The sequence below is a fragment of the Delftia sp. WSY_16 genome (assembly GCF_043104415.1).
GTDB lineage: Bacteria > Pseudomonadota > Gammaproteobacteria > Burkholderiales > Burkholderiaceae_C > Comamonas > Comamonas tsuruhatensis.
Window position 1 is genome coordinate 41818 of sequence record NZ_JBICKS010000033.1, and the last position, 20913, is coordinate 62730.

At 69.0% G+C, this 20913-nt stretch carries 18 protein-coding genes; 9 read left to right on the forward strand and 9 right to left on the reverse strand.

Going from position 1 to position 20913, the window contains the following annotated elements; translation table 11 throughout:
• Window positions 1-56 precede the first annotated feature (56 nt).
• Window positions 57-2090, forward strand: a complete 2034-nt coding sequence (locus tag ACF8O7_RS17610) for an alkyl/aryl-sulfatase (RefSeq protein WP_126311087.1) — start codon at window positions 57-59, stop codon at window positions 2088-2090.
• Here ACF8O7_RS17610 and ACF8O7_RS17615 read toward each other — a convergent pair.
• Window positions 2084-2815 (reverse strand): uracil-DNA glycosylase, encoded by a 732-nt coding sequence (locus ACF8O7_RS17615; RefSeq protein ID WP_017405881.1) that lies wholly within the window; start codon window positions 2813-2815, stop codon window positions 2084-2086. The genes ACF8O7_RS17610 and ACF8O7_RS17615 overlap by 7 nt on opposite strands.
• 282 nt (window positions 2816-3097) lie before the next feature.
• On the opposite strand from ACF8O7_RS17615, the gene ACF8O7_RS17620 reads away from it, so the two are divergent.
• Window positions 3098-3535: a HipA domain-containing protein gene (locus ACF8O7_RS17620; protein ID WP_392443919.1), complete on the forward strand. Its 438-nt coding sequence runs from the start codon at window positions 3098-3100 to the stop codon at window positions 3533-3535.
• 5 nt (window positions 3536-3540) lie between these two features.
• Entirely contained in the window at window positions 3541-3864 is a 324-nt protein-coding gene (locus ACF8O7_RS17625) for a helix-turn-helix transcriptional regulator (RefSeq protein WP_016449541.1), read from the forward strand.
• Here ACF8O7_RS17625 and trpC read toward each other — a convergent pair.
• From trpC to ACF8O7_RS17665, 8 genes are all read right to left on the reverse strand, one after another.
• A complete protein-coding gene (trpC, locus tag ACF8O7_RS17630) occupies window positions 3861-4664 on the reverse strand; it encodes an indole-3-glycerol phosphate synthase TrpC (protein WP_061288996.1) in 804 nt (267 codons plus the stop codon). The genes ACF8O7_RS17625 and trpC overlap by 4 nt on opposite strands.
• A gap of 50 nt (window positions 4665-4714) precedes the next feature.
• On the reverse strand, window positions 4715-5749 hold the full coding sequence (trpD, locus tag ACF8O7_RS17635) for an anthranilate phosphoribosyltransferase (RefSeq protein ID WP_013804671.1): 1035 nt from the start codon (window positions 5747-5749) through the stop codon (window positions 4715-4717).
• A gap of 29 nt (window positions 5750-5778) precedes the next feature.
• Window positions 5779-6366 (reverse strand): aminodeoxychorismate/anthranilate synthase component II, encoded by a 588-nt coding sequence (locus tag ACF8O7_RS17640; RefSeq protein ID WP_012202700.1) that lies wholly within the window; start codon window positions 6364-6366, stop codon window positions 5779-5781.
• 398 nt (window positions 6367-6764) lie between these two features.
• Entirely contained in the window at window positions 6765-7388 is a 624-nt protein-coding gene (locus ACF8O7_RS17645) for a hypothetical protein (protein WP_034366387.1), read from the reverse strand.
• 28 nt (window positions 7389-7416) lie between these two features.
• Window positions 7417-9027 (reverse strand): VWA domain-containing protein, encoded by a 1611-nt coding sequence (locus ACF8O7_RS17650; protein ID WP_126311086.1) that lies wholly within the window; start codon window positions 9025-9027, stop codon window positions 7417-7419.
• Window positions 9028-9029: 2 nt separating this feature from the next.
• Window positions 9030-10274 carry a toxic anion resistance protein gene (locus ACF8O7_RS17655; RefSeq protein ID WP_047328002.1) on the reverse strand — a complete coding sequence of 415 codons (1245 nt, stop codon included), beginning with the start codon at window positions 10272-10274 and terminating at the stop codon, window positions 9030-9032.
• A gap of 22 nt (window positions 10275-10296) precedes the next feature.
• Window positions 10297-11409: a hypothetical protein gene (locus ACF8O7_RS17660; protein ID WP_392443922.1), complete on the reverse strand. Its 1113-nt coding sequence runs from the start codon at window positions 11407-11409 to the stop codon at window positions 10297-10299.
• 163 nt (window positions 11410-11572) lie between these two features.
• Window positions 11573-13069: a hypothetical protein gene (locus ACF8O7_RS17665; RefSeq protein ID WP_392443924.1), complete on the reverse strand. Its 1497-nt coding sequence runs from the start codon at window positions 13067-13069 to the stop codon at window positions 11573-11575.
• A gap of 380 nt (window positions 13070-13449) precedes the next feature.
• Here ACF8O7_RS17665 and ACF8O7_RS17670 point away from each other — a divergent pair, with 380 nt between their 5' ends.
• The 6 genes from ACF8O7_RS17670 to ACF8O7_RS17695 are packed head-to-tail and all read left to right on the forward strand — an operon-like array spanning window position 13450 to window position 20900.
• Window positions 13450-13614, forward strand: a complete 165-nt coding sequence (locus tag ACF8O7_RS17670; protein WP_155294163.1) for a hypothetical protein — start codon at window positions 13450-13452, stop codon at window positions 13612-13614.
• A 15-nt stretch (window positions 13615-13629) separates the two neighbouring features.
• Window positions 13630-14397, forward strand: coding sequence for an enoyl-ACP reductase FabI (gene fabI, locus ACF8O7_RS17675; RefSeq protein WP_016449534.1), 768 nt, complete (start codon window positions 13630-13632; stop codon window positions 14395-14397).
• A gap of 33 nt (window positions 14398-14430) precedes the next feature.
• On the forward strand, window positions 14431-15906 hold the full coding sequence (locus ACF8O7_RS17680) for an efflux transporter outer membrane subunit (protein ID WP_392443926.1): 1476 nt from the start codon (window positions 14431-14433) through the stop codon (window positions 15904-15906).
• A gap of 17 nt (window positions 15907-15923) precedes the next feature.
• Window positions 15924-17015 (forward strand): HlyD family secretion protein, encoded by a 1092-nt coding sequence (locus tag ACF8O7_RS17685; protein WP_012202692.1) that lies wholly within the window; start codon window positions 15924-15926, stop codon window positions 17013-17015.
• On the forward strand, window positions 17012-19768 hold the full coding sequence (gene rbbA / locus ACF8O7_RS17690; RefSeq protein ID WP_392443928.1) for a ribosome-associated ATPase/putative transporter RbbA: 2757 nt from the start codon (window positions 17012-17014) through the stop codon (window positions 19766-19768). Before ACF8O7_RS17685 ends, rbbA begins: the two co-directional genes overlap by 4 nt.
• A 1-nt stretch (window position 19769) precedes the next feature.
• Entirely contained in the window at window positions 19770-20900 is a 1131-nt protein-coding gene (locus ACF8O7_RS17695; protein ID WP_017405871.1) for an ABC transporter permease, read from the forward strand.
• Window positions 20901-20913: the final 13 nt, after the last annotated feature.

Consider the following 20913-nt stretch of genomic DNA (forward strand, 5'->3'; position numbering starts at 1 on the left):
CGGCGGGCCTGCGTATTTTCGCCGCTGACATCGAACACATGCCAGGAGACCTTTCCATGCAAGCCTCACACTTCCTGCCCCGCGCGCTGGCGCGCCCTTCCCGCCTGCTGGCCAGCCTGGCCACAGCCGCTTTGCTGGGCGCCTGCGCCCACGGCAGCCTGCCCGTCTCCGACATGGCCAGGCCCCAGCCGGCCAGCGCCGCCACGCGCGCGGCCCAGCAGGCGGCCTTGGCGCAGCAGCCGCTGGACGATGCGCAGGCCATGGAGGACGCCCGGCGCGGCCTGATCGCACCGGCCGACACCCTGGTCGTGCGCAATGCCCAGGGCCGTCCCATCTGGAGCATGCAGTCCTATGCCTTCCTGGAGCAGGACCAGGCGCCCGATACCGTGCACCCCGCGCTGTGGCGCCAGGCCCAGCGCAACCGCGTCAGCGGCCTGTTCCAGGTGACCGACAGGCTCTACCAGGTGCGCGGCCTGGACCTGTCGAACATGAGCATCATCGAGGGCGAGACGGGCCTGATCGTGGTCGATCCGCTGATGTACACCGAGACCGCCCAGGCCGCCATGGACCTGTACTTCCAGCACCGCCCGCGCAAGCCCGTGGTGGCCGTCATCTACTCGCACAGCCATGTGGACCATTTCGGCGGCGTGCGCGGCGTGGTGCGCCAGGAAGAGGTGGATGCTGGCCGCGTGCAGGTCATCGCCCCGGCGGGCTTCATGGCCGAGGCCGTGGGCGAGAACGTGATCGCCGGCCATGCCATGGGCCGGCGCGCGCTCTACCAGTTCGGCATGCTGCTGCCGCGCGATGCCAGGGGACAGGTGGACGCAGGGCTGGGCAAGGCGGGTGCGCCCGGCACCATGGGGCTGATCGCGCCCACGCGCGTGATCGACAAGCCGCGCGAGACCCTGCGCATCGACGGCGTGGACATCGAGTTCACGCTCACGCCCGGGGCCGAGGCGCCGGCCGAGATGATCATGTACTACCCCCAGCTCAAGGTGCTGAACATGGCCGAGATCGCCGTGCACACCCAGCACAACCTGCTGCCGCTGCGCGGCGCCCAGGTGCGTGACGCGCTGGGCTGGTCCCGCCACCTGAACGACGCCCTGCACGCCTATGGCGGCAAGGCCGAGATCCTGATCGCCCAGCACCACTGGCCGGTCTGGGGCCAGCCCCGGCTGCAGCGCATGCTGGCCGGCCAGCGCGACACCTACAAATACCTGCACGACCAGACCGTGCGCCTCATGAACCACGGCTACGTGGGCTCGGAGATCGCCGAGATGCTGAAGATGCCCGAATCCCTGGCCCGCGACGGCGCCACACATGCCTTCTACGGCCACCTGCGCCACAACATCCGCGCCATCTACCAGCACTACCTGGGCTACTACGAAGGCAACCCGGCCCAGCTGGAGGCGCTGCCGCCCGTGCCCGCGGCGCGCAAGACCGTGGAATACATGGGTGGCGCCGACGCCGTGCTGCGCCGTGCGCAGGCCGACTACGAGCGCGGCGAATACCGCTGGGTGGCGCAGATCGCCTCGCAGCTGGTCTTTGCCGACCCGGCCAACCAGGCCGCGCGCCGTCTGGCGGCCAATGCCTATGAGCAGCTGGGCTACCAGATGGAATCGGCCACGGCCCGCAACGCCTTCCTGCAGGGCGCGGCGGAGCTGCGCCAGGGCGTGCCCCAACTTCCCAGGCCCGGCAGCGCCGCGCGCGACCTGGTGCGCAGCCTGCCGCTGGAGATGTTCTTCGACTACCTGGGCGTGCGGCTGGACGCCGGCAAGGCCGCAGGCCAGCGCATCGTGCTCAACTGGACCTTCACCGACACCGGCGAGCAGCGCAGCCTGAACCTGGAGAACAGCGCCCTCACCCAGAGCCCGGGCCTTGCGCCCTCCGCCCATGCCAGCCTGCGCCTGACGCGCGCCACGCTGGACGCCATTGCAGGTCAGGAGACCACGATGGCCGAGGCCATCAAGAGCGGCCAGCTGCGCATCGAGGGCGACGCCTCCAAGGTGACAGCGCTCATGTCCATGCTGGACCGCTTCGACAGCGTGTTCCCCATCGTGGAGCCACGCCCCGAGCGGGCCGCTCAGTAACCGTGCTGGGCGCGGAAGTCGCGCGCCTTGCCGAAGTGCCCGTTGCCGATGAAGGGCACGGGCGGGCGCAGCGCCGACAGAGGCGAGGGATGGTTGCTGGTCAGCACCAGATGCCCCCGGTCGGCCGGAATGAAGGCGCGCTTGGACTGCGCATGGCTGCCCCAGAGCATGAAGACCACGGGGCGCGTGCCCTGGGCGATGTGCCGGATCACCGCATCGGTCAGCAGCTCCCATCCCTTGCCCGAGTGGCTGGCCGCCTGGCCTTCCTCCACCGTGAGACAGGTGTTGAGCAGCAGCACGCCGTTCCTGGCCCACTTGACCAGGCTGCCGCCCGGGTTGGGGAACGGCGGGAAGGGCACGCCCAGGTCACGCTGCATCTCCTTGAAGATGTTCTGCAGCGAGGGCGGCATGCGCACGCCCGGCGCCACCGAGAACGACAGGCCTTCGGCCTGCCCCCGGCCGTGGTAGGGGTCCTGCCCCAGGATGACCACGCGCACCTCATCGGGCGGTGTCAGCTCCAGCGCGCGCAGCGGCTGGGGCGGAAAGATCACGGCGCCGGCTTCCAGGCGCTGGTGCAGGAAGGTCAGCAGCTGCTGGCCCGTGGCACCCGCGAAGAAGTCCTCGACCAGGGGCTGCCAGTCGGGCGCAACGGGCCAGTCGGCGGGATCGGCGGATTGGAGTTGGTCGGCTTGCGCCGGGGCGATTGCGTCGTCTTGAAGGGCCATGGCGGATGGGGGCACCGCCGCCACATGCCGAGGCAGCAGCCTCCCTCAAAAAAGTACAGCTGAAATGCATGGGCGCAAGCGCCATGCCTGTTGGATCACGGCAAGCATACCTTTCCCTGCGGCGGGGAGGTACGTCCGCCTCCAATGGCGCCCCAAAGACAGACAATGGTTACACGAAAAAACATACGAAAAACCTTGAGTCAGCCCAATGCTTTACCTAGAATTTCGTGCAAATGAACGCGAACTGCACTCTACAACTGCACTCTACAACTGCACCAGGAAGTGCTCGAATACATCAAACGCGACATTGCCAACCTGGCCCTGGGCAACAAGGACAACCACGCGCGCAACACCGCCGTGCAGCGCGGTTTCGATGGCTGCATCGCGCTCACGCCCCTGTACGACTTTGCGCCCATGTATCTCCACCCGGACGGCATAGCCCGACGCATCCGCTGGCGGGATGAACAGGGCGGCCCGCCCGATTGGCGCCGTGTGCTGGATAGCGTCGGTGCGCTGGCCGCGCAGCTCCCTCGAAAACGCCGGGGCACGCAGTCGGATCCGTTGCAGCGCGATCCACTGGTGAAAGGCCTCAAGGCCATGATTCCCGCGCTGGAGCGCATCGCCGCAGACGGTCTGGCGCTAGGGCTGGAGCCCGAGGTTCTCGGCCACCTGCGTCCCGCCCTCCTGGCACGTGCGCAGGAGCTCGCTGCGCTGCGCTGAAGACCATGGACAAGCGTTTCACCCCCATTCCCATTGCCCAGCAGCTGGAGCTGCGCAGGCAGGCTATTGACGATGTGCTGGCCCACCCCGAATGGTCTTTGCCGCAGGCCGTGCGGCATCTGAAGAAGACCATGAGGCTGACCACGGCCGAGATGGCCAAGCTTTGCGGCGTTTCCTATAGAACGCTGCAGGACATCGAGCAGGAGCGCAGCGAAGGCAGCGTGCAGACCATGAACCGCATCTTGGCCATGCTGGGGCTCAAGCTCGGGGTGGTGCGCATCGTGCGGACCCCGGATTCACCGGCCGGCCCGCACAACGACGCGTCTTAGGCAAACAGCTTGGCCAGCGCCTCCCCCGGCTCCTTGGCGCGCATGAAGGCCTCGCCCACCAGGAAGCCGTGGATGCCGGCATCGCGCATGGCCTTGACGTCCTCGCGGCTGCCGATGCCCGACTCGGTGACCAGCAGGCGGTCGGCGGGCACGTTCTTTTGCAGGTCCAGCGTGGTCTGTATGCTGACCTCGAAGCTGCGCAGGTTGCGGTTGTTGATGCCCACCAGCGGCGTCTTGAGCCGCAGGGCGCGGTCCAGCTCGGCGCCGTCGTGCACCTCGACCAGCACGGCCATGTCTAGGCTGTGGGCGATCTGTTCCATCTCGGCCATCTGCGCGTCGTCCAGGCAGGCGGCGATCAGCAGCACGCAGTCGGCACCCATGGCCCGCGATTCGTAGATCTGGTAGGGATCGACCATGAAGTCTTTGCGCAGCACGGGCAGGTGGCAGCTGGCGCGCGCCTGCTTGAGATAGTCCACGCTGCCCTGGAAGAACTGCTTGTCGGTCAGCACCGAGAGGCAGGCGGCGCTGACGCCCTTGCCGTCGCCATCGGCATAGCTTTGCGCGATGTCGGCGGGGATGAAGTCCTCGCGGATCACGCCCTTGCTGGGGCTGGCCTTCTTGATCTCGGCGATCACGCCGGCATGGCCGGCGGCGATCTTGGCGCGCAGCGCGCCCACGAAGTCGCGCGTGAGCACGCGGCTTTCGGCGTCGCGGCGCATGTCCGCGAAGGGCATGCGCTTCTGGGCGGCCGCCACTTCCTGCACTTTCACGTCGCAGATTTGCTTGAGGATGTCGGACACGTTGCTTTCCTTGGTTTCTTGTATTCGGTGGTCGATGGGGGCTGCGCGGCTCAGGCCGTCAGCCGGGCCGTGTAGGCCACGAGTTCGTTGAGCTTGGCCAGGGCCGCGCCGCTGTCCAGCGCCGCCTGGGCGCGGGCCATGCCGTCCTCGATGCTGGAGGCCACGTTGGCCGCATACAGGGCAGCACCCGCGTTCAGGCAGACGATGTCGCGCGCGGCACTCTTTTCGCCATGGAGCACGCCCAGCAGCATGGCCTTGGATTCCTCGGGATTGTCCACCTTGAAGGCGCGCGTGCCCACCATGCGCAGGCCGAAGTCCTCGGGATGGATCTCGTACTCGCGCACCACGCCGTCCTTGAGCTCGCCCACCAGGGTGCCCGCGCCCAGGCTGATCTCGTCCAGGCCGTCGCGGCCATAGACCACGATGGCGTGCTCGGCGCCCAGGCGCTGCAGCGCGCGCACCTGGATGCCGACCAGGTCCTCGTGGAACACGCCCATGAGGATGTTGGGCGCGCTGGCCGGATTGGTCAGCGGGCCCAGGATGTTGAAGATGGTGCGCACGCCCAGCTCCTTGCGCACGGGCGCCACGTTCTTCATGGCCGGGTGGTGGTTGGGCGCGAACATGAAGCCGATGCCCACGTCGGCGATGCTGCGCGCGATCTGCTCGGGGCTGAGCTGGATGTTGACGCCCAGCGCCTCCATGGCGTCGGCGCTGCCGCTCTTGCTGCTGACGCTGCGCCCGCCGTGCTTGCTGACCTTGCCGCCCGCCGCCGCGATCACGAAGATGGAGCAGGTGGAGATGTTGAAGGTGTTGGCGCCGTCGCCGCCCGTGCCCACGATGTCCACCAGGTGGCGCTTGTCCTCCACATGGACCTTGTTGGAGAACTCGCGCATGACCTCGGCCGCGGCCGTGATCTCGCCGATGGTCTCCTTCTTAACGCGCAGGCCGGTGACGATGGCCGCCGTCATCACGGGCGACAGCTCGCCGCGCATGATCAGGCGCATCAGGTGCAGCATCTCGTCGTGGAAGATTTCGCGGTGCTCGATGGTGCGCTGCAGCGCTTCCTGGGGGGTGATCTGGGTCATTGCGGTGTCTCGGTTGGGTGCCGGCCTGCTCAGGCCTTCTGTTCCAGGAAATTCTTGAGCATGGCATGGCCATGCTCGGTGAGGATGCTCTCGGGGTGGAATTGCACGCCCTCGATGGCCAGGCTGGTGTGGCGCACGCCCTGGATCTCGCCGTCCTCGCTGGTGGCCGTGATCTCCAGGCATTCGGGCAGGCTGGAGCGCGCGATGGCCAGCGAGTGGTAGCGGTTGACCGTGAACTGCTCGGGCAGGTCGGCGAACACGCCCTTGCGGTCGGTGGTGATGACGCTGGTCTTGCCATGCATCTGCTGGCCCGCGCGCACGATGTCGCCGCCGAAGGCCGCGCCAATGCTCTGGTGGCCCAGGCACACGCCCAGGATGGGCAGGCGGCCCGCGAAGTGCTGGATGGCCGCCACGGAAATGCCCGCCTCGGCCGGCGAGCAGGGGCCGGGCGAGATCACCAGGCGGTCGATCTTCTCGCGCTCGACCAGGGCGATCACCTCGTCCAGCGTGGCCTCGTCATTGCGCACCACGGTGACATCGGCACCCAGCTCGCCGAAGTACTGGACGATGTTGTAGGTGAAGCTGTCGTAGTTGTCGATCATCAGCAGTCTGGTCATACCGGCTCCTGGGTCTCAAAGGGAAAAACGGGTGGCACGGGCATGCCGCAGCGAAGGCTGGCGCGGGAATGCGCGCAATGCTGCCTGGGTCTGGAAGGGGGAATCTGAGGGCATCTGGGCAATCTCCTGGGTTCTGGGAGCCGCCGTGCCGGGGAGCCATCTGCTGAGTGAGCCTTGCTGCCGTCACGGCGGCAAGGTGCGGTACGCAACCGCGACGACGTGCCGCTTCCTTATTGGAAGCGCCACCACTGTGCAACGATGATCGAAACGGGCGTACCGTTCATGGCTGTCTTGGATCGAGAGTTCAGGTGTCTGGAAGACGGGAATGCAGCAGGCTGCATGGCGGAGCATGCTAACACAGGGTCCGCGCAGCGTGGCGGGACGACCCTGCAGGCGCCTCACTTCAGGAAATCCGGCTGGTCGAACTTCTGCTTCAAGAAGCGGCCATTGGCCAGCAGCGCCTGCGCGTCGCTGGCCGCCACATGGGCCACCACCTGCTGCATCTGCCCGGCCAGCAGCGCCAGCTGCTCGGTCAACAGCTGCCTGGGCGTCTTGCCGTCCTGCACGGGCTGGGTGACACGGAACAGCGGCGGCAGCGCCGCATAGTGCGACAGCGTGGCGGGCAGGTACTGCAGCACCGTCTCGCGCACGGTGAACAGGCCGTCGTTGAAGACCGGGCCGGCTTCGGCCAGCGAGGGCAGCACCTCGTGCACCGAGCCGCGCACGCTGTCCAGGTGCTTTTGCATCTCGGGCGTGAGCATCGGGCGGGCCTTTTGCACCAGTTCGTCGATGCGTTCGCGGATGTCCTCGGCGCTCCAGTGCTGCTGCAGCGCCCTCTCGAAGCTGGCGCCCGCGGGCTGCAGGGCCCAGCCCAGCAGCAGGCCCGCGACGTACAGCCCCAGCGTGATCCAGCCCCAGCCGGCGCCGATCACGCCGGCAAACAGCAGCACCGGCCCCAGCAGGGCCAGCGCCAGGCCGGCGAGGTTGCCGTTGCCGTAGAAGAAAAGCTGCAGGCGGCGCATCAGGCGGGTCCGATCGGTGGCGGCGCTGTCACTGGTAGCCCCGGATTTCCTTGAACACCAGCGGCAGTCCGCTCTTGCCGGTGTTGCGCGCATCGAAGGCGCGCCCGCCGGTCAGCGCGGCCAGGGCCTGCATTTCGCCGGACTGCGCCTCGCCAAAGATGATGGGAAAGACCCGCACCAGCGGCGCGCCGCCGTCGCGCGCCATGCGCTGCTCGCGCTCGAATGCGGCCCAGTCGCGGCCGGCCGTGTTGGCGCCATCGGTCAGCAGCACGATGCTGACGAAGCGCTCGGGATCGGCCCGCAGTTCCTGGCGTGCCTGCTGCTGGGCCAGCGTGAGCGCGTCGTAGATGGCCGTGCCGCCGTCGGCCACCAGGCTGTCGGCATAGGCCAGCACCTGGGCGCTTGCGGCCTGCAGGTCGCCTGCCGCGAACTGCACGCGCGCGGGCTGGCCGACCAGGCCCGAGAACGGAATCAGCAGCACGCGCTCGCGCGCCTGGAAGGCGGCATAGCGCTGGCTGGCGGCCGAGGCCTCGGCGCCGGACAGCAGCTTCAGCGCCTCCTTCATCTGCGCCAGCCGCGCACCCTTCATGGAGCCGCTCACGTCCAGCACGAAGATGCTGGTGGCCGGGCGGCGCAGATCGCTCTGGTAGGCCGAGAGCACGGCATCGATCACCTCCAGCCGGTTCGGAAAGCTCAACTCCACCACGGGCGCCGTGGGCAGGGCCGGGCTGGCCTGCGCCTCGGGGCTGGCGGGGCGCAGCTGGGCCTGGCGCAGCGGCTGGCCCTGGAAGGCGGGGGCCTTGAACTGGGCGACCAGCTTGTCATAGTCGGCGCGGCGACCGGCGTTGAGCAGCATCAGCGGATAGTCGGCCGAGATCACGCCGTCGCGCGGGTAGACCAGGGTCAGGCGGTCGGCGGCGGGCAGCTTCTCGTTCAGGCGCAGGATCACGGCCTCGTAGTTGACCAGCGCATCGACGGCGCCGGGCTCGCGCTCGAAGGCCTCGGCCAGCCAGCCGGAGCTGCCGGCGGTGAGCTTCTGGCCCGACAGGAAGTCCTTGAGCACCTTCGCATTGACCTCCCTGGCGTCCAGGTCCTCGGTCTTGCCGGCCACGGCCGAGGCCACGGCGAACAGTGCGCTCATGCCGGTGTTGGAACTGGCCGGATTGGTCATGCCGTAGCGCAGCCGGCCCTGGGCGGCAGCGCGTGCGATGTCGGCCCAGGTGGGCGGGGCCTTTTCCCAGCCCAGCTTGTGCAGCACGGGGACCTTCACGCCCAGGGCCACGCGCGAGTAGAAAAGCTTTTCGCGCGCCAGCGGCTTGTTCGCCAGCGCCAGCGCGGGATAGGCGCCATTGGGCGGCAGGATGGCGTCGTACTGCTCGCCCGCATTGATGCGCTCGACCATCTCCAGCGTGCCTGCATAGCTGAGCTTGAGCGGTACGCCCGCCGCCGTGGCGGCCTGCTCCAGCGCGGGCGCCACGTCCTTGAGTTCGGAGCCGGCCAGCACGGTGAACGCACCCTGGGGACCGGCGGGCGCATCGGCCTTTGCGGCGGCCTGCGGCGCGGGTTCGGGCGACTTGCCGCAGCCGGCCAGGACCAGCGCAAGGCCCAGCAGCCACCAGGCCGCCAGGCGCCGGAACATGCTCACAGCACCACCTCGCCGGCGGGCGCCTGCAGCGCCTCGCGCACGTCCTCGCGGCGGCTCTTTTCCAGATAGGCGCGGGACTTGTCCACCTCCTGCGACAGCGTGTCCACCGTGGTCTGCATGGAGGCCAGGGCCTTGACCTTGAAGTCGGCCATGGCGTCCATGGTCTGGTAGATGTTGCCGAAGGCCTGCTGCAGCCTGGCGATGTCGATGGTGCTGCCGGCCGCCTGCTCGTGGATCTTCCCGCTTTGCTCGCGCAGCAGCTCGCTGGTGCCGGCGATCAGGTTGCCCGTGGTGGTGTTCAGCGCCGTGATCTGGTCCAGCACCAGCTTCTGGTTGGCCAGCGCCTGCGCCACGATGACGGCCGTGCGCAGGGCGGAGACCGTGGTGGTGGTCGCGCGGTCCACGCCCTTGGCCAGTTCGAGGTTGTTCTTGCGCACCAGGTCCAGCGCCAGGTAGCCCTGCACGTTCACCGCCATCTGGGTGAGCAGGTCGGTGACCTTCTGGCGTGCGTAGAACAGCATGTCCTCGCGCACCACGCGGGCCTTTTCAGGGTCGCTGGCGTCCAGCTGCGCCGCCTTGGCCTCCAGCGCCGCGTCCAGCTTCTTGCCGATGTGGATGTATTTCTCCAGCCGCTCCATCAGGCCCCACAGGTTGGCCTTTTCCTGCTCGATGGCGGCGTTGTCGCGCAGCAGCTCGTCCTTGCCGCGCTTGAGGCTGTCGATGATGGCGTTCAGGTGGCTCTGGCTGGACTGGAACTTGTCGAAGTAGTCCACCAGCCTGTTGCCCATGGGGATCAGGCCCAGCAGCTTGCGCGGCTTGAACAGGTCATCCTGGCGCGAGGGGTCCAGCGCCTCCACCTGGCGGCGCAGGTCGATCAGGCCCTGACCGATCTGGCTGCCCTGGTCGAACAGGCCGTTGTTCAGCGTCTTGACGGGGCGCTCCAGCATGCGGTTGGAGACGGCCGCAGCGGCCTGCACCTCCTTGTTGCCCATGCCGTGGATGCGCTCGACCGCGCCCTTGAACGCGGGCGACTGGCTGTCGTTGGCGGTGATGTCGTCGATGAACTGCGCCACCTGCGCGTCCAGCTGCTGCACTTCCTCGGCCTTCAGGCGGACCTTGCCGCTGGCCGACTCGATGGGCACGGGCAGGGCGGGCGCGGGCGGCTCCAGCACGAAATCCTGCTCCTGTGCAGGCACGGCCACGGCGGCGCTGGCCGTGGTGGTCTGGGGGGTGTTGCTCATCGGTTGCTCCTGGGTCCTTGAGTCATTTGAAGCGCTGCTCCATGTCCACGATCATTCGCTCCAGCCACTCCTGGCTGGGCGGATCGATCACCTCCACCAGCTGCACGGGCGCCTGCACGCCCTGCCCGGCCCAGCGCTCGGGCCCGTGCGTGTCGCCGCCGGTGCGAAAGCCGTATTCCTGCGCCAATGCGCGCAGTTGCGGATCGGATTCGAGCAGCTGGCCCACGCGATCGCCCGCAGGCGTGTAGGGCACGAGCACATGCTTGGAATACAGCGTGGGCTGCGGGTAGAGCATCACCATCTCGCCGCTCCTGCGCTGCGGGTGGCGCAGCAGGAACTCCACCAGCTGCGATTCATAGGCCACCAGCAGCGGCGCCTTGCCCATGCCCAGGGCCAGGTAGTCCTCGAACGGCCCGGCCGACGAGCTTTCCTGGAAGCCCTGGCGCAGGAACAGCGGCGCCACCTGCGGCATCACGCGCTCCAGGTCGGCCGGGCTCTGCACCACCTGCTGGCCGTTGAGCACATAGCTGGCCAGCGCCAGGTACATGGCCGCGCTGTTGGAGCTGCGCACATCGGTGCTGGCGGGCAGCACGGCCTTGCCGGTGGCAAAGGCGCCGGAGGCCTTCAGGTCACGCCAGCGCGTGCCCTTGCCGGCCATGGCCAGCAGGGCCGGCAGATCGGTCACGTAGTGGAAGTCGCCCTGCTTTTGCGCAACGCCATTGGCGATCAGGATCTCGGCAATGGGCCGCCAGCTGGCGAACACGATGGGCGTGTAGAACGGCGTGTAGACCGTGCCGGCCCTGGCCGCCGCCTTGAGCTGGGCCGCAGCCGGCGCCCCCGAGGGAAAGCCGAAGTCGTACTGCTTGGGGTCGTAGCTGTTGGCAATGCTGCGCGAGCCGGCCTTTTGCACCGTCACCGTCACGCCGTGGCGCGCCAGCACGTCGCGCACGCGCTCGTCCTGGAAGAAGGCTTCCTTCTCGGAGCCGATCAGGCCGCGCGCCGTCACGGCCTGCTGCTGCGCCCGCTGCGCCTGGCGGTCCTGCACCAGGACCGTGCGCGAGTACCAGATGCCGCCGCCCACGGCCGCCAGCAGCAGCGCCGCCAGCCCCGCCGCCAAAGCACGGCGCGCGTTCATTGAGAGGCTCCGCCCTGGATGACGGCAAGATGAAATTCGGTCATGAACGCGCGGGCCGTTGTCATGTTCTGTTCAAAAAAACTTCTTATACGGAAGTTTTGTGACACAACGACGACACACGGCCCGGCCCGCGCCCCTGCACGCGGTCAGCCCCCCGCAGACACTACTTCACCGCGATCCGCTCCGTGAAGCTGCGCCCGCTGGGCGTCTCGCGTTGCTGGCGCACGCGGTGGTCCACGAGCTGCTCCCAGGTCTGCATCTGGCGCTCGTCCGTCTTGCGCAGCGCGCCGGCAACCCGGTTGTCGGCCGTCTCGATCAGCGTGGTGATGCTGCTGCGGTCCTGCACCTTGATCAGATCGTAGTTGCCCGACTGAGGGTCCAGCATGCCGCGATTGCGCGCCTTCCTGGCATGGGCGTCCAGCGACTCGGTCACCACCTGGGCGATGGACTCGCCCGCCGAGCCCCTGGACTGCCGGGTGGTCTTTTGGCCGACCTGGTAGGCGGCCCGGCCGTCCTCGGTCACGGCGCCGAACTCATTGGTCTTTTCGTAGTCGCCGCTGAAGCTGGCCTGGAAATCGGCCAGGCCGCTTTGCGTGGCCTGCACGGCCCGCTCCAGCCCGGACAGCGCAGCCAGCCGGGCCGGCGCCGCAGGGGGCTGCGCGCTGTGCAGTTGGGTGAAGGCGCTCTTGAACAGGTCCACCAGGTTCGCGTCCGCGCGCCCGCGCTGCGCGGCCACATCGAAGCGCTTCAGATGCTGGTCCAGCGCGGACTGGCGCTGCGACGCGCTGGCGCCTGCGGGGGCGTCGGACTCCAGGTTGACGGCCAGCTCGCCCGCCGCGCCCTTCATCGCCACCGATCGGCCATCGGCGCCCACATGCAGGCTGAACGAGGACAGGGGCTGCGAAGGCTTGGGGTTCTTGATGTCCAGGTCCAGGCCGGACAGCACGCTGCGGTCGAAGTCCATCAGCTTGCCCAGTTCCAGCTGGGGCTTGCCCGGCTTTCCCAGGCCTTCCAGCGCTTCGTCCAGCCCGTCGGCCAGCTGGGCAATGGCCGCGCTCTCGGCCTGGCTCAAGGTGCCGGAACTCTTGACCTCGACCCGCAGCCCGCTGCTGCTGCCCGCTTCGCTGCCGTCGTTCGTGGCAATCCGCAGCTCCACGGTCTGGCCCGATTGCGTGCGGATCTTCAGGCTCACGGTGGCAGCGCCCACGGACACATCGCTCAGTGCGGACTTGTCCAGGGCCTGCGCATCCGCGCTGCCTGCGACGGAGTCGGCCGCCGTGGGCGCCTGGTACTCAGCAACCGTCTGTTGGTAGTCCGACGGCGTGGCCGCAAAGCGCGACAGCAGGGCGCCGCCCAGGCCGCGCCAGCGGTCGGCCAGGCTGGCCGACGGGCCCAGGCCCAGGTTGCGCGCCATCAGGGTGCTGATGTCGTCCCTGTCTTGCGAGGCCCAGGCCCGGGTCAGCCTGAACTGGCCCAGTTCCACGGGCTGCGGTTTGGCATAGATGACGCTGGACCCTGTGGACTGGCCCAGCGTGACCTGCGTGCCCGGGTCGGCGGGTGCAGCAGCTGCCGTGATCGCTGACGACCTCACGGACACCGTGGGCCGCATGCCCACTGCGCTGGCGGCAAAGCTGGCGCCGGTGGATGAAATGCTGGTCATGGATTGATCGTCTTCCTTCGGTCTTGTCTTGACTGAATGGCGGCCCCAGGCCTTTGCAGGCCGGGGATTTTCTCTGTCCACGGACCATCGGCAGATTTCCGGTTTTCTTTACCTCCCATGCACCAATATGGTGTGAATACCTTGTATTCATTGAAATCCGGCCAATACAGGGAATGCTCGGCTGTTGGCGCAAAAAGACACCATTGCTCTACTGGGCACAGCAACCGGCGGCAAGCGGCATTCTCCCCGTGAGGCAGCCCTCTTTGACCTGAGTCAAGACTATGGAGTGAACTGCATCGATATAACGAAACGGCATCGCCAAAATCGGTCGCTGCAGTGCAACATAGATAGAATGAAAAAGACCAGGAGACGATATTGGCATGCAAACCTTTGATTTGCATGCATCAAAACAAGCTATCAAAAGCTTCGTAGTCACAGGAAATACAAACATTCGCCGTGGCGCATATGTCGGCAATGCCGCGCCATGCCCCGTGATTCCTGACGAAGCCGCCCCAAGGCGGCCTGTTTCCCGGCAGACCTTCTGATCTGGAGCATTCGAGATGACGCTATTGGCTGGCAAAAAAGGCCTGATCGTCGGCATCGCCAACCGCGACAGCATTGCCTGGGCCTGTGCCCGGGCCATGCATGCGGCGGGCGCCGAGATCGGCGCGACCTGGCAGAACGACAAGGCCCGGGCGCATGTGGAGCCCCTGCTCGACGAGATCGGTGCCGAGCTGCGCATGCCGCTGGACGTGGGCGACGACGAGCAGATGCGCGCGCTGTTCGATGCCGCCGCCGTGCGCTGGGGCCGGCTGGACTTCGTGCTGCACGCCGTGGCCTACGCCCCGCGCAAGGACCTGCAGGGCCGCGTGGTGGACAGCTCCCGCGAGGGCTTTGCGCTGGCCATGGACATCTCCTGCCACTCCTTCATCCGCATGGCCCACCTGGCCGAGCCGCTGATGGCGGCCAGCGGCGGCAGCCTCATGACGCTGAGCTACCTGGGCGCCAGCGAGGTCATGCCGCACTACGGAATCATGGGCCCGGTCAAGGCCGCGCTGGAGTCCACCACGCGCTACCTGGCGGCCGAGCTCGGCCCCTCGCGCATCCGCGTCAATGCCGTCTCGCCCGGGCCCATCGCCACGCGCGCGGCCTCGGGCATTGCCGCGTTCGATGAACTCGTGGCCGACAGCGTGCGCCGCTCGCCCATTGCCGGCGAATTGCAGCCCGACGACGTGGGGCCGCTGTGCGCCTTCCTGGCCTCGGACGGGGCGCGCGCCATCACGGGCTGCACGCTGTATGTCGATGGCGGCCACCACATCCTCAACTAGCGGCTGCCGCACCGGCGCCCCGCAGCACTGCAGATGACCCTCCCATTCCCCCGAACCGCCGCCGCAGCGCTGGCAGCCGCACTGGCCGCCGCCCTGGCAGGATGTGCCTCCCTGGCGCCGCCGCACGAGCCGCCGCCCCTGCCCACGCCCGAGGCCTGGCCTGCCCATCTGCAGGCGGGCGCCCAGGGTGTCGCCGCCGCCGGCCTGCCCTGGCGCGAGTACTTCACCGACCCCGTGCTGCGCCAGCTGATCGCCACCGCGCTGGAGCACAACCGCGACCTGCGCGTGGCCGCGCTGCGCGCCGAAGAGGCGCGCGCGGCCTTCCAGATCCAGCGCTCCGAGCTGTTCCCGGCCATTGGCGTGGGCGGCCAGGCCGCGCGGGCTCGCGTGCCGGGCGACCTCAACCTCTCGGGCCGCTCCGTGGTCAGCGGCGAGTACCGCGCCGAGGTCGGCTTCAGCAGCTGGGAGCTGGACCTGTGGGGCCGCGTGCGCAGCCTCAAGGACGCGGCCCTGCAGACCTGGCTGGCCAGCGATGCGGGCCGCCACGCCGTGCAGACCGCGCTGATCGCCCAGGTGGCCGATGGCTACCTGGGCCTGCGCGAGCTGGACGAGCGCGTGGCCATTGCGCGCGAGACGCTGGCCACGCGCCAGGAATCCTTTCGCATCTTCACGCGCCGCGAGGCCGTGGGCGCCAGCTCGCGCCTTCAGCTGGCCCAGGTACAGACCCTGCTGACCCAGGCCCAGGCCCTGCTGGCCCAGCTGGAGCTGGCACGCGCGCAGCAGCTGCACGCCCTGGCCCAGCTGGTCGGCGCCCACCCGGGCCCGCTGCCCGCCGCCGCACCCTTTGACGACGCCCTGGTGCTGGCCGAGCTGCGGCCGGGCCTGCCCTCGGAACTGCTCACGGCGCGGCCCGACATTGCCGCGGCCGAGCACCAGCTGCGCGCGGCCCGGGCCCAGATCGGCGCGGCGCGCGCCGCCTTCTTCCCGCGCATTGCGCTCACCGCCCGCTGGGGCACGGCCAGCGCCGAACTCGACGGCCTGTTCGACGGCGGCAGCCGCGCCTGGGCCTTCGTGCCCACGGTGTCCCTGCCCATCTTCGACGGCGGCCGGCGCCGCGCCAACCTGGAGCTGGGCGAGATCCGCAGCGACATCGCCGTGGCCCAGTACGAGAAAGCCATACAGACCGCCTTCCGCGAGGTGGCCGATGGCCTGGCCGCGCGCCGCTGGCTGTCCGAACAGATCACCGTGCAGCGCACCGCCGTGCAGGCCCAGGCCGAGCGCGCGCGGCTGGCGCAGCTGCGCTACGACAACGGCTCGGCCGCCTACCTGGAGGTGCTGGACGCCCAGCGCGACCTGCTGGCCGCACGCCAGCAACTGGTGCAGGCGCGGCGCGCCCTGCTGTCCAGCCAGGTGGGCCTGTATGCCGCCCTGGGCGGCGGCAGCGGCGCGGAACCTGCCGCGCTGCCCGCCACCGTGCCGGCCACGCCTGCCGATCCCCCGAATTCCTGAAGCATCCGGACCCGCCCATGGACAAGAACACCTCTCTGAAGAACAAGATCGTGCCGATCGCCGCCGTGGCGGTCCTGGCCCTCGTGGCCTGGTGGGCCTGGAAGACCTTCACGCCCAAGGGCCCGGGCGAGGGCTTCGTCGGCAGCAATGGCCGGGTCGAGGCCACCGAGATCGACATCTCCACCAAGCTGCCCGGCCGCGTGGAGGAAATCCTGGTGCGCGAGGGCGACTTCGTGCAGGCCGGCCAGCCCGTGGCGCGCATGCAGATCGACACCCTGCGCGCCCAGCGCCAGGAAGCCGACGCCATGCGCCAGCAGGCCGAGCACAGCGTGGCCGCGGCCGAGGCCCAGGTCACCCTGCGCCGCAGCGACCTGGCCGCCGCCCAGGCCCTGATCGTGCAGCGCGAGACCGAGGTGGACGCCGCGCAGCGCCGCTTCAAGCGCTCGGAAACGCTGGCGCGCGAGGGTGCCTCTTCGGTGCAGGAGCTCGATGACGACCGCGCCCGCGTGCGCGGCAGCGAGGCGGCGCTGGCCGCCACGCGTGCCCAGGCCGCCGCTGCCCAGGCCGCCGTGAAGGCGGCCGAGGCCCAGGTGGTCGGCGTGCGCTCCCAGGTGCAGGCGGCCACGGCCACGGTGGCGCGCGTGCAGGCCGACATCGACGACGGCGTGCTCAAGGCCCCGCGCGATGGCCGCGTGCAGCTGCGCGTGGCCCAGCCCGGCGAGGTGCTGGGCGCAGGCGGGCGCGTGCTCAACCTGCTGGACCTGTCCGATGTCTACATGACCTTCTTCGTGCCGGAAACTGCAGCCGGCCGCATCGCCCTGGGCAGCGAGGTGCGCCTGGTGCTGGACGCCGCGCCCGAGTACGTGATCCCGGCCCGCGTCTCCTTCGTCGCCAGCCAGGCCCAGTTCACGCCCAAGACCGTGGAGACCGCCAGCGAGCGCCAGAAGCTGATGTTCCGCGTGCGCGCCCAGATCCCGCCGGAGCTGCTGCGCCGCCATCTGGAACAGGTCAAGACCGGCGTGCCCGGCATGGCCTGGCTGCGCACCGATGCCAGCCATGAGTGGCCCGCCAACCTGGCCATCAAGCTGCCAGCCCAGCCCGCGCAATGAGCCAGAGCACGACGCCCCACGCCAGCGGCTGGGTCGTGCGCCTGAAGGGCGTGCACCAGCGCTATGGCCAGGTCGAGGCGCTGGCGGGCATCGACCTGGACATTCCCGAAGGCCGCATGGTCGGCCTGATCGGGCCGGACGGCGTGGGCAAGTCCAGCCTCATGGCGCTGATCTCCGGGGCGCGCAAGATCCAGGAAGGCAGCGTCGAGGTGCTGGGCGGCGACATGGCCCAGCGCCGGCACCGCGAGGCCGTCTGCCCGCGCGTGGCCTACATGCCGCAGGGCCTGGGGCGCAACCTCTATCCCACGCTATCGGTGGAGGAGAACCTGCAGTTCTTCGCACGCCTGTTCGGCCATGACGCGGCCGAGCGGCGGCGCCGCATCGACGACCTCACCCAGGCCACGGGCCTGCGCAAATTCCTGGAGCGGCCGGCCGGCAAGCTGTCGGGCGGCATGAAGCAGAAACTGGGCCTGTGCTGCGCGCTGATCCACGACCCCGACCTGCTCATTCTTGACGAGCCCACCACGGGCGTGGACCCGCTGGCGCGCGCCCAGTTCTGGGACCTGATCGCGCGCATCCGCCGCCAGCGCCCCGGCATGAGCGTGCTGGTGGCCACGGCCTACATGGACGAGGCCCAGCGCTTCGACTGGCTGGTGGCCATGGACGAGGGCCGCGTGCTGGCCACGGGCACGCCGGCCGAGCTGCTGCAGCGCACGGACAGCCGCTCGCTGGAAGAGGCCTTCATCGCCCTGCTGCCCGAAGAGAAAAAGCGCGGCCATGCGCCCGTCACCATCGCCCCCCTGCCCGAGGGCGGCGAGGACGACATCGCCATCGAGGCCAGGGACCTGACCATGCGCTTTGGCGACTTCGTCGCCGTGGACCATGTGTCCTTCCGCATCCGCCGCGGCGAGATCTTCGGCTTCCTGGGCTCCAACGGCTGCGGCAAGAGCACCACCATGAAGATGCTGACCGGCCTGCTGCCGGCCAGCGAGGGCCAGGCCTGGCTGTTCGGCCAGCCCGTGGACCCGCGCGACATCGACACGCGCCGCCGCGTGGGCTACATGACCCAGGCGTTCTCGCTGTACGGCGAGCTGACCGTGCACCAGAACCTGGTGCTGCATGCGCGCCTGTTCGGCGTGCCCGAGGCGGACATTCCCGCGCGCGTGGCCGAGATGCTGCAGCGCTTCGACCTGCAGGCCGCGCAGCACAGCCTGCCGGCCGCCCTGCCGCTGGGCATGCGCCAGCGCCTGTCGCTGGCCGTGGCCATGGTGCACAAGCCCGAGCTGCTCATCCTGGACGAGCCCACCTCGGGCGTGGACCCCGTGGCGCGCGACGGCTTCTGGCGCCTGCTGGTGGAGCTGTCGCGGCGCGACCGCGTGACCATCTTCATCTCCACCCACTTCATGAACGAGGCCGAGCGCTGCGACCGCATGTCCATGATGCATGCGGGCAAGGTGCTGGACAGCGACACGCCCGCGCGCCTAGTGGCCAAGCGCGGCGCGGCCACGCTGGAGGAAGCCTTCATCGGCTACCTGGTCGAGGCCGGTGGCGGCGAGGCCCCGGCCGCCGAGGAACCGGCCGCGCCTGCCGCCCCCGCTGCCGTGGAAACGCACGCTGCGCGCCGCCGCCATTTCAGCGCCCAGCGCATGCTCAGCTATGTCTGGCGCGAAGCGCTGGAGCTGCAGCGCGACCCGGTGCGCGCCACGCTGGCCCTGGTGGGCTCGCTGATCCTGATGTTCGTGATGGGCTACGGCATCAGCCTGGACGTGGAGGACCTGCGCTTTGCCGTGCTGGACCGCGACCAGACCACCATCAGCCGCAGCTATGCGATGAGCCTGTCGGGCTCGCGCTACTTCATCGAGCAGCCGCCGCTGACCGACTACGACGCACTGGACCGCCGCATGCGCAGCGGCGAGCTGACCCTGGCCATCGAGATCCCGCCGGGCTTTGCGCGCGATGTGTTGCGCGGCGGCTCCGTGCAGGTGGGCGCCTGGTTCGACGGCGCCATGCCCACGCGCGCCGAGACCGTGCGCGGCTACCTGCAGGGCATCCACCAGCACTGGCTGACCGAGCAGGCGCGCGAGCGCCTGGGCGTGGCGCCGGCCGGCCTCATCGACATCCAGACGCGCTTTCGCTACAACCCCGACGTGCGCAGCCTGCCGGCCATGGTGCCGGCCGTCATGCCCCTGCTGCTGCTGCTTTTGCCCGCCATGCTGACGGCGCTGGCCGTGGTGCGCGAGAAGGAAAGCGGCTCCATCACCAACCTCTACGTCACGCCGGTCACGCGCACCGAATTCCTGCTGGGCAAGCAACTGCCCTATGTGGTGCTGGCCATGCTGAACTTCCTGCTGATGTGCCTGATGGCCGTCACCCTGTTCGGCGTGCCCGTGACGGGCAGCTTTGCCACGCTGGCCCTGGCGGCGCTGATCTTCAGCGGCGCCTCCACGGGCTTCGGCCTGCTGGCCTCCACGCTGACGCGCAGCCAGATCGCCTCGATGTTCCTGGTGCTGATCGGCACGCTGATCCCCACCACGCAGTTCGCAGGCCTGGTCGACCCCGTGTCCTCGCTGGAGGGCGTGGGCCGCGCCATCGGCGAGGTCTATCCGGCCAGCCACATGATCGCCATCAGCCGCGGCGTGTTCAGCAAGGCGCTGGGCTTTCGGGAGCTGGCCGGCTCGTTCGGGCCGCTGCTGCTGTCCGTGCCGGCGATCCTGGGCCTGGCCATTGCGCTGACCAGAAAGCAGGAGAGCTGACATGCGCACCCGCCTTTTCTCCAACATCTACCGGCTGGGCGTCAAGGAGCTGTGGAGCCTGTGGCGCGACCCCGTGCTGCTGGTGCTCATCGCCTATGTGTTCACGGTCTCCATCTACACGGCGGCCACGGCCATGCCCGAGAGCCTGCACAACGCGCCCATCGCCATCGTGGACGAGGACGGCTCGCCGCTGTCGCAGCGCATCGCGGGCGCCTTCTATCCGCCGCAGTTCGCGCCGCCGGCCATGATCGACCGCACGCAGATGGACCCGGGCATGGACTCGGGCACCTACACCTTCGTGCTCAACATCCCGCCCAACTTCCAGCGCGACGTGCTGGCGGGCCGCGCGCCCGAGCTGCAGCTGAACGTGGACGCCACGCGCATGAGCCAGGCCTTCACGGGCAACAGCTACGTGCAGCAGATCGTCTCGGCCGAGGTCAGCGAGTTCGTGCGGCGCTTTCGGGGCGCCACCGCCCTGCCCGTGGACCTGGTGGTGCGCGCGCGCTTCAATCCCGCGCTGGACAAGGTCTGGTTCGGCGGGCTGATGCAGATCATCAACAACGTGACCATGCTGTCCATCATCCTCACGGGCGCGGCGCTGATCCGAGAGCGCGAGCACGGCACGGTGGAGCACCTGCTGGTCATGCCGGTGACACCGACCGAGATCATGCTGGCCAAGATATGGTCCATGGGACTGGTCGTGCTGGTCACCGCCTTTGCCTCGCTCAACCTCGTGGTGCGCGGCGCCCTGGGCGTTCCCATCGAAGGCTCTCAGCCGCTGTTCCTGGCAGGGGCCGCGCTGTGCCTGTTCGCCACAACGTCGCTGGGGATCTTCCTTGCCACGCTGGCGCGCAACATGCCACAGTTCGGCATGCTGCTGGTGCTCGTGCTGCTGCCGCTGCAGCTGCTGTCGGGCGCCATGACGCCGCGCGAAAGCATGCCGCAGCTGGTGCAGACCATCATGCTGGCCGCGCCGACCACCCACTTTGTCGAGCTGTCGCAGGCCATCCTCTACCGCGGAGCGGGGCTGGACGTGGTCTGGAAGCCCTTTCTCGCACTGGCCGCCATCGGCTCCGTGCTGTTCGCCCTCACGCTCGCCCGCTTTCGCAAGACCATCGGCCAGATGGCCTGAGTTTCGTTCCGCC

Bases quoted from the DNA above. Each gene is read 5' to 3' on its own strand.
- ACF8O7_RS17610 (WP_126311087.1), top strand. From the start codon at position 57: ATGCAAGCCTCACACTTCCTGCCCCGCGCGCTGGCGCGCCCTTCCCGC.
- ACF8O7_RS17615 (WP_017405881.1), bottom strand. From the start codon at position 2,815: ATGGCCCTTCAAGACGACGCAATCGCCCCGGCGCAAGCCGACCAACTC.
- ACF8O7_RS17625 (WP_016449541.1), top strand. From the start codon at position 3,541: ATGGACAAGCGTTTCACCCCCATTCCCATTGCCCAGCAGCTGGAGCTG.
- trpD (WP_013804671.1), bottom strand. From the start codon at position 5,749: ATGACCCAGATCACCCCCCAGGAAGCGCTGCAGCGCACCATCGAGCAC.
- ACF8O7_RS17640 (WP_012202700.1), bottom strand. From the start codon at position 6,366: ATGACCAGACTGCTGATGATCGACAACTACGACAGCTTCACCTACAAC.
- ACF8O7_RS17645 (WP_034366387.1), bottom strand. From the start codon at position 7,388: ATGCGCCGCCTGCAGCTTTTCTTCTACGGCAACGGCAACCTCGCCGGC.
- ACF8O7_RS17650 (WP_126311086.1), bottom strand. From the start codon at position 9,027: ATGTTCCGGCGCCTGGCGGCCTGGTGGCTGCTGGGCCTTGCGCTGGTC.
- ACF8O7_RS17655 (WP_047328002.1), bottom strand. From the start codon at position 10,274: ATGAGCAACACCCCCCAGACCACCACGGCCAGCGCCGCCGTGGCCGTG.
- ACF8O7_RS17660 (WP_392443922.1), bottom strand. From the start codon at position 11,409: ATGAACGCGCGCCGTGCTTTGGCGGCGGGGCTGGCGGCGCTGCTGCTG.
- ACF8O7_RS17665 (WP_392443924.1), bottom strand. From the start codon at position 13,069: ATGACCAGCATTTCATCCACCGGCGCCAGCTTTGCCGCCAGCGCAGTG.
- ACF8O7_RS17670 (WP_155294163.1), top strand. From the start codon at position 13,450: ATGCAAACCTTTGATTTGCATGCATCAAAACAAGCTATCAAAAGCTTC.
- fabI (WP_016449534.1), top strand. From the start codon at position 13,630: ATGACGCTATTGGCTGGCAAAAAAGGCCTGATCGTCGGCATCGCCAAC.
- ACF8O7_RS17680 (WP_392443926.1), top strand. From the start codon at position 14,431: ATGACCCTCCCATTCCCCCGAACCGCCGCCGCAGCGCTGGCAGCCGCA.
- ACF8O7_RS17685 (WP_012202692.1), top strand. From the start codon at position 15,924: ATGGACAAGAACACCTCTCTGAAGAACAAGATCGTGCCGATCGCCGCC.
- rbbA (WP_392443928.1), top strand. From the start codon at position 17,012: ATGAGCCAGAGCACGACGCCCCACGCCAGCGGCTGGGTCGTGCGCCTG.
- ACF8O7_RS17695 (WP_017405871.1), top strand. From the start codon at position 19,770: ATGCGCACCCGCCTTTTCTCCAACATCTACCGGCTGGGCGTCAAGGAG.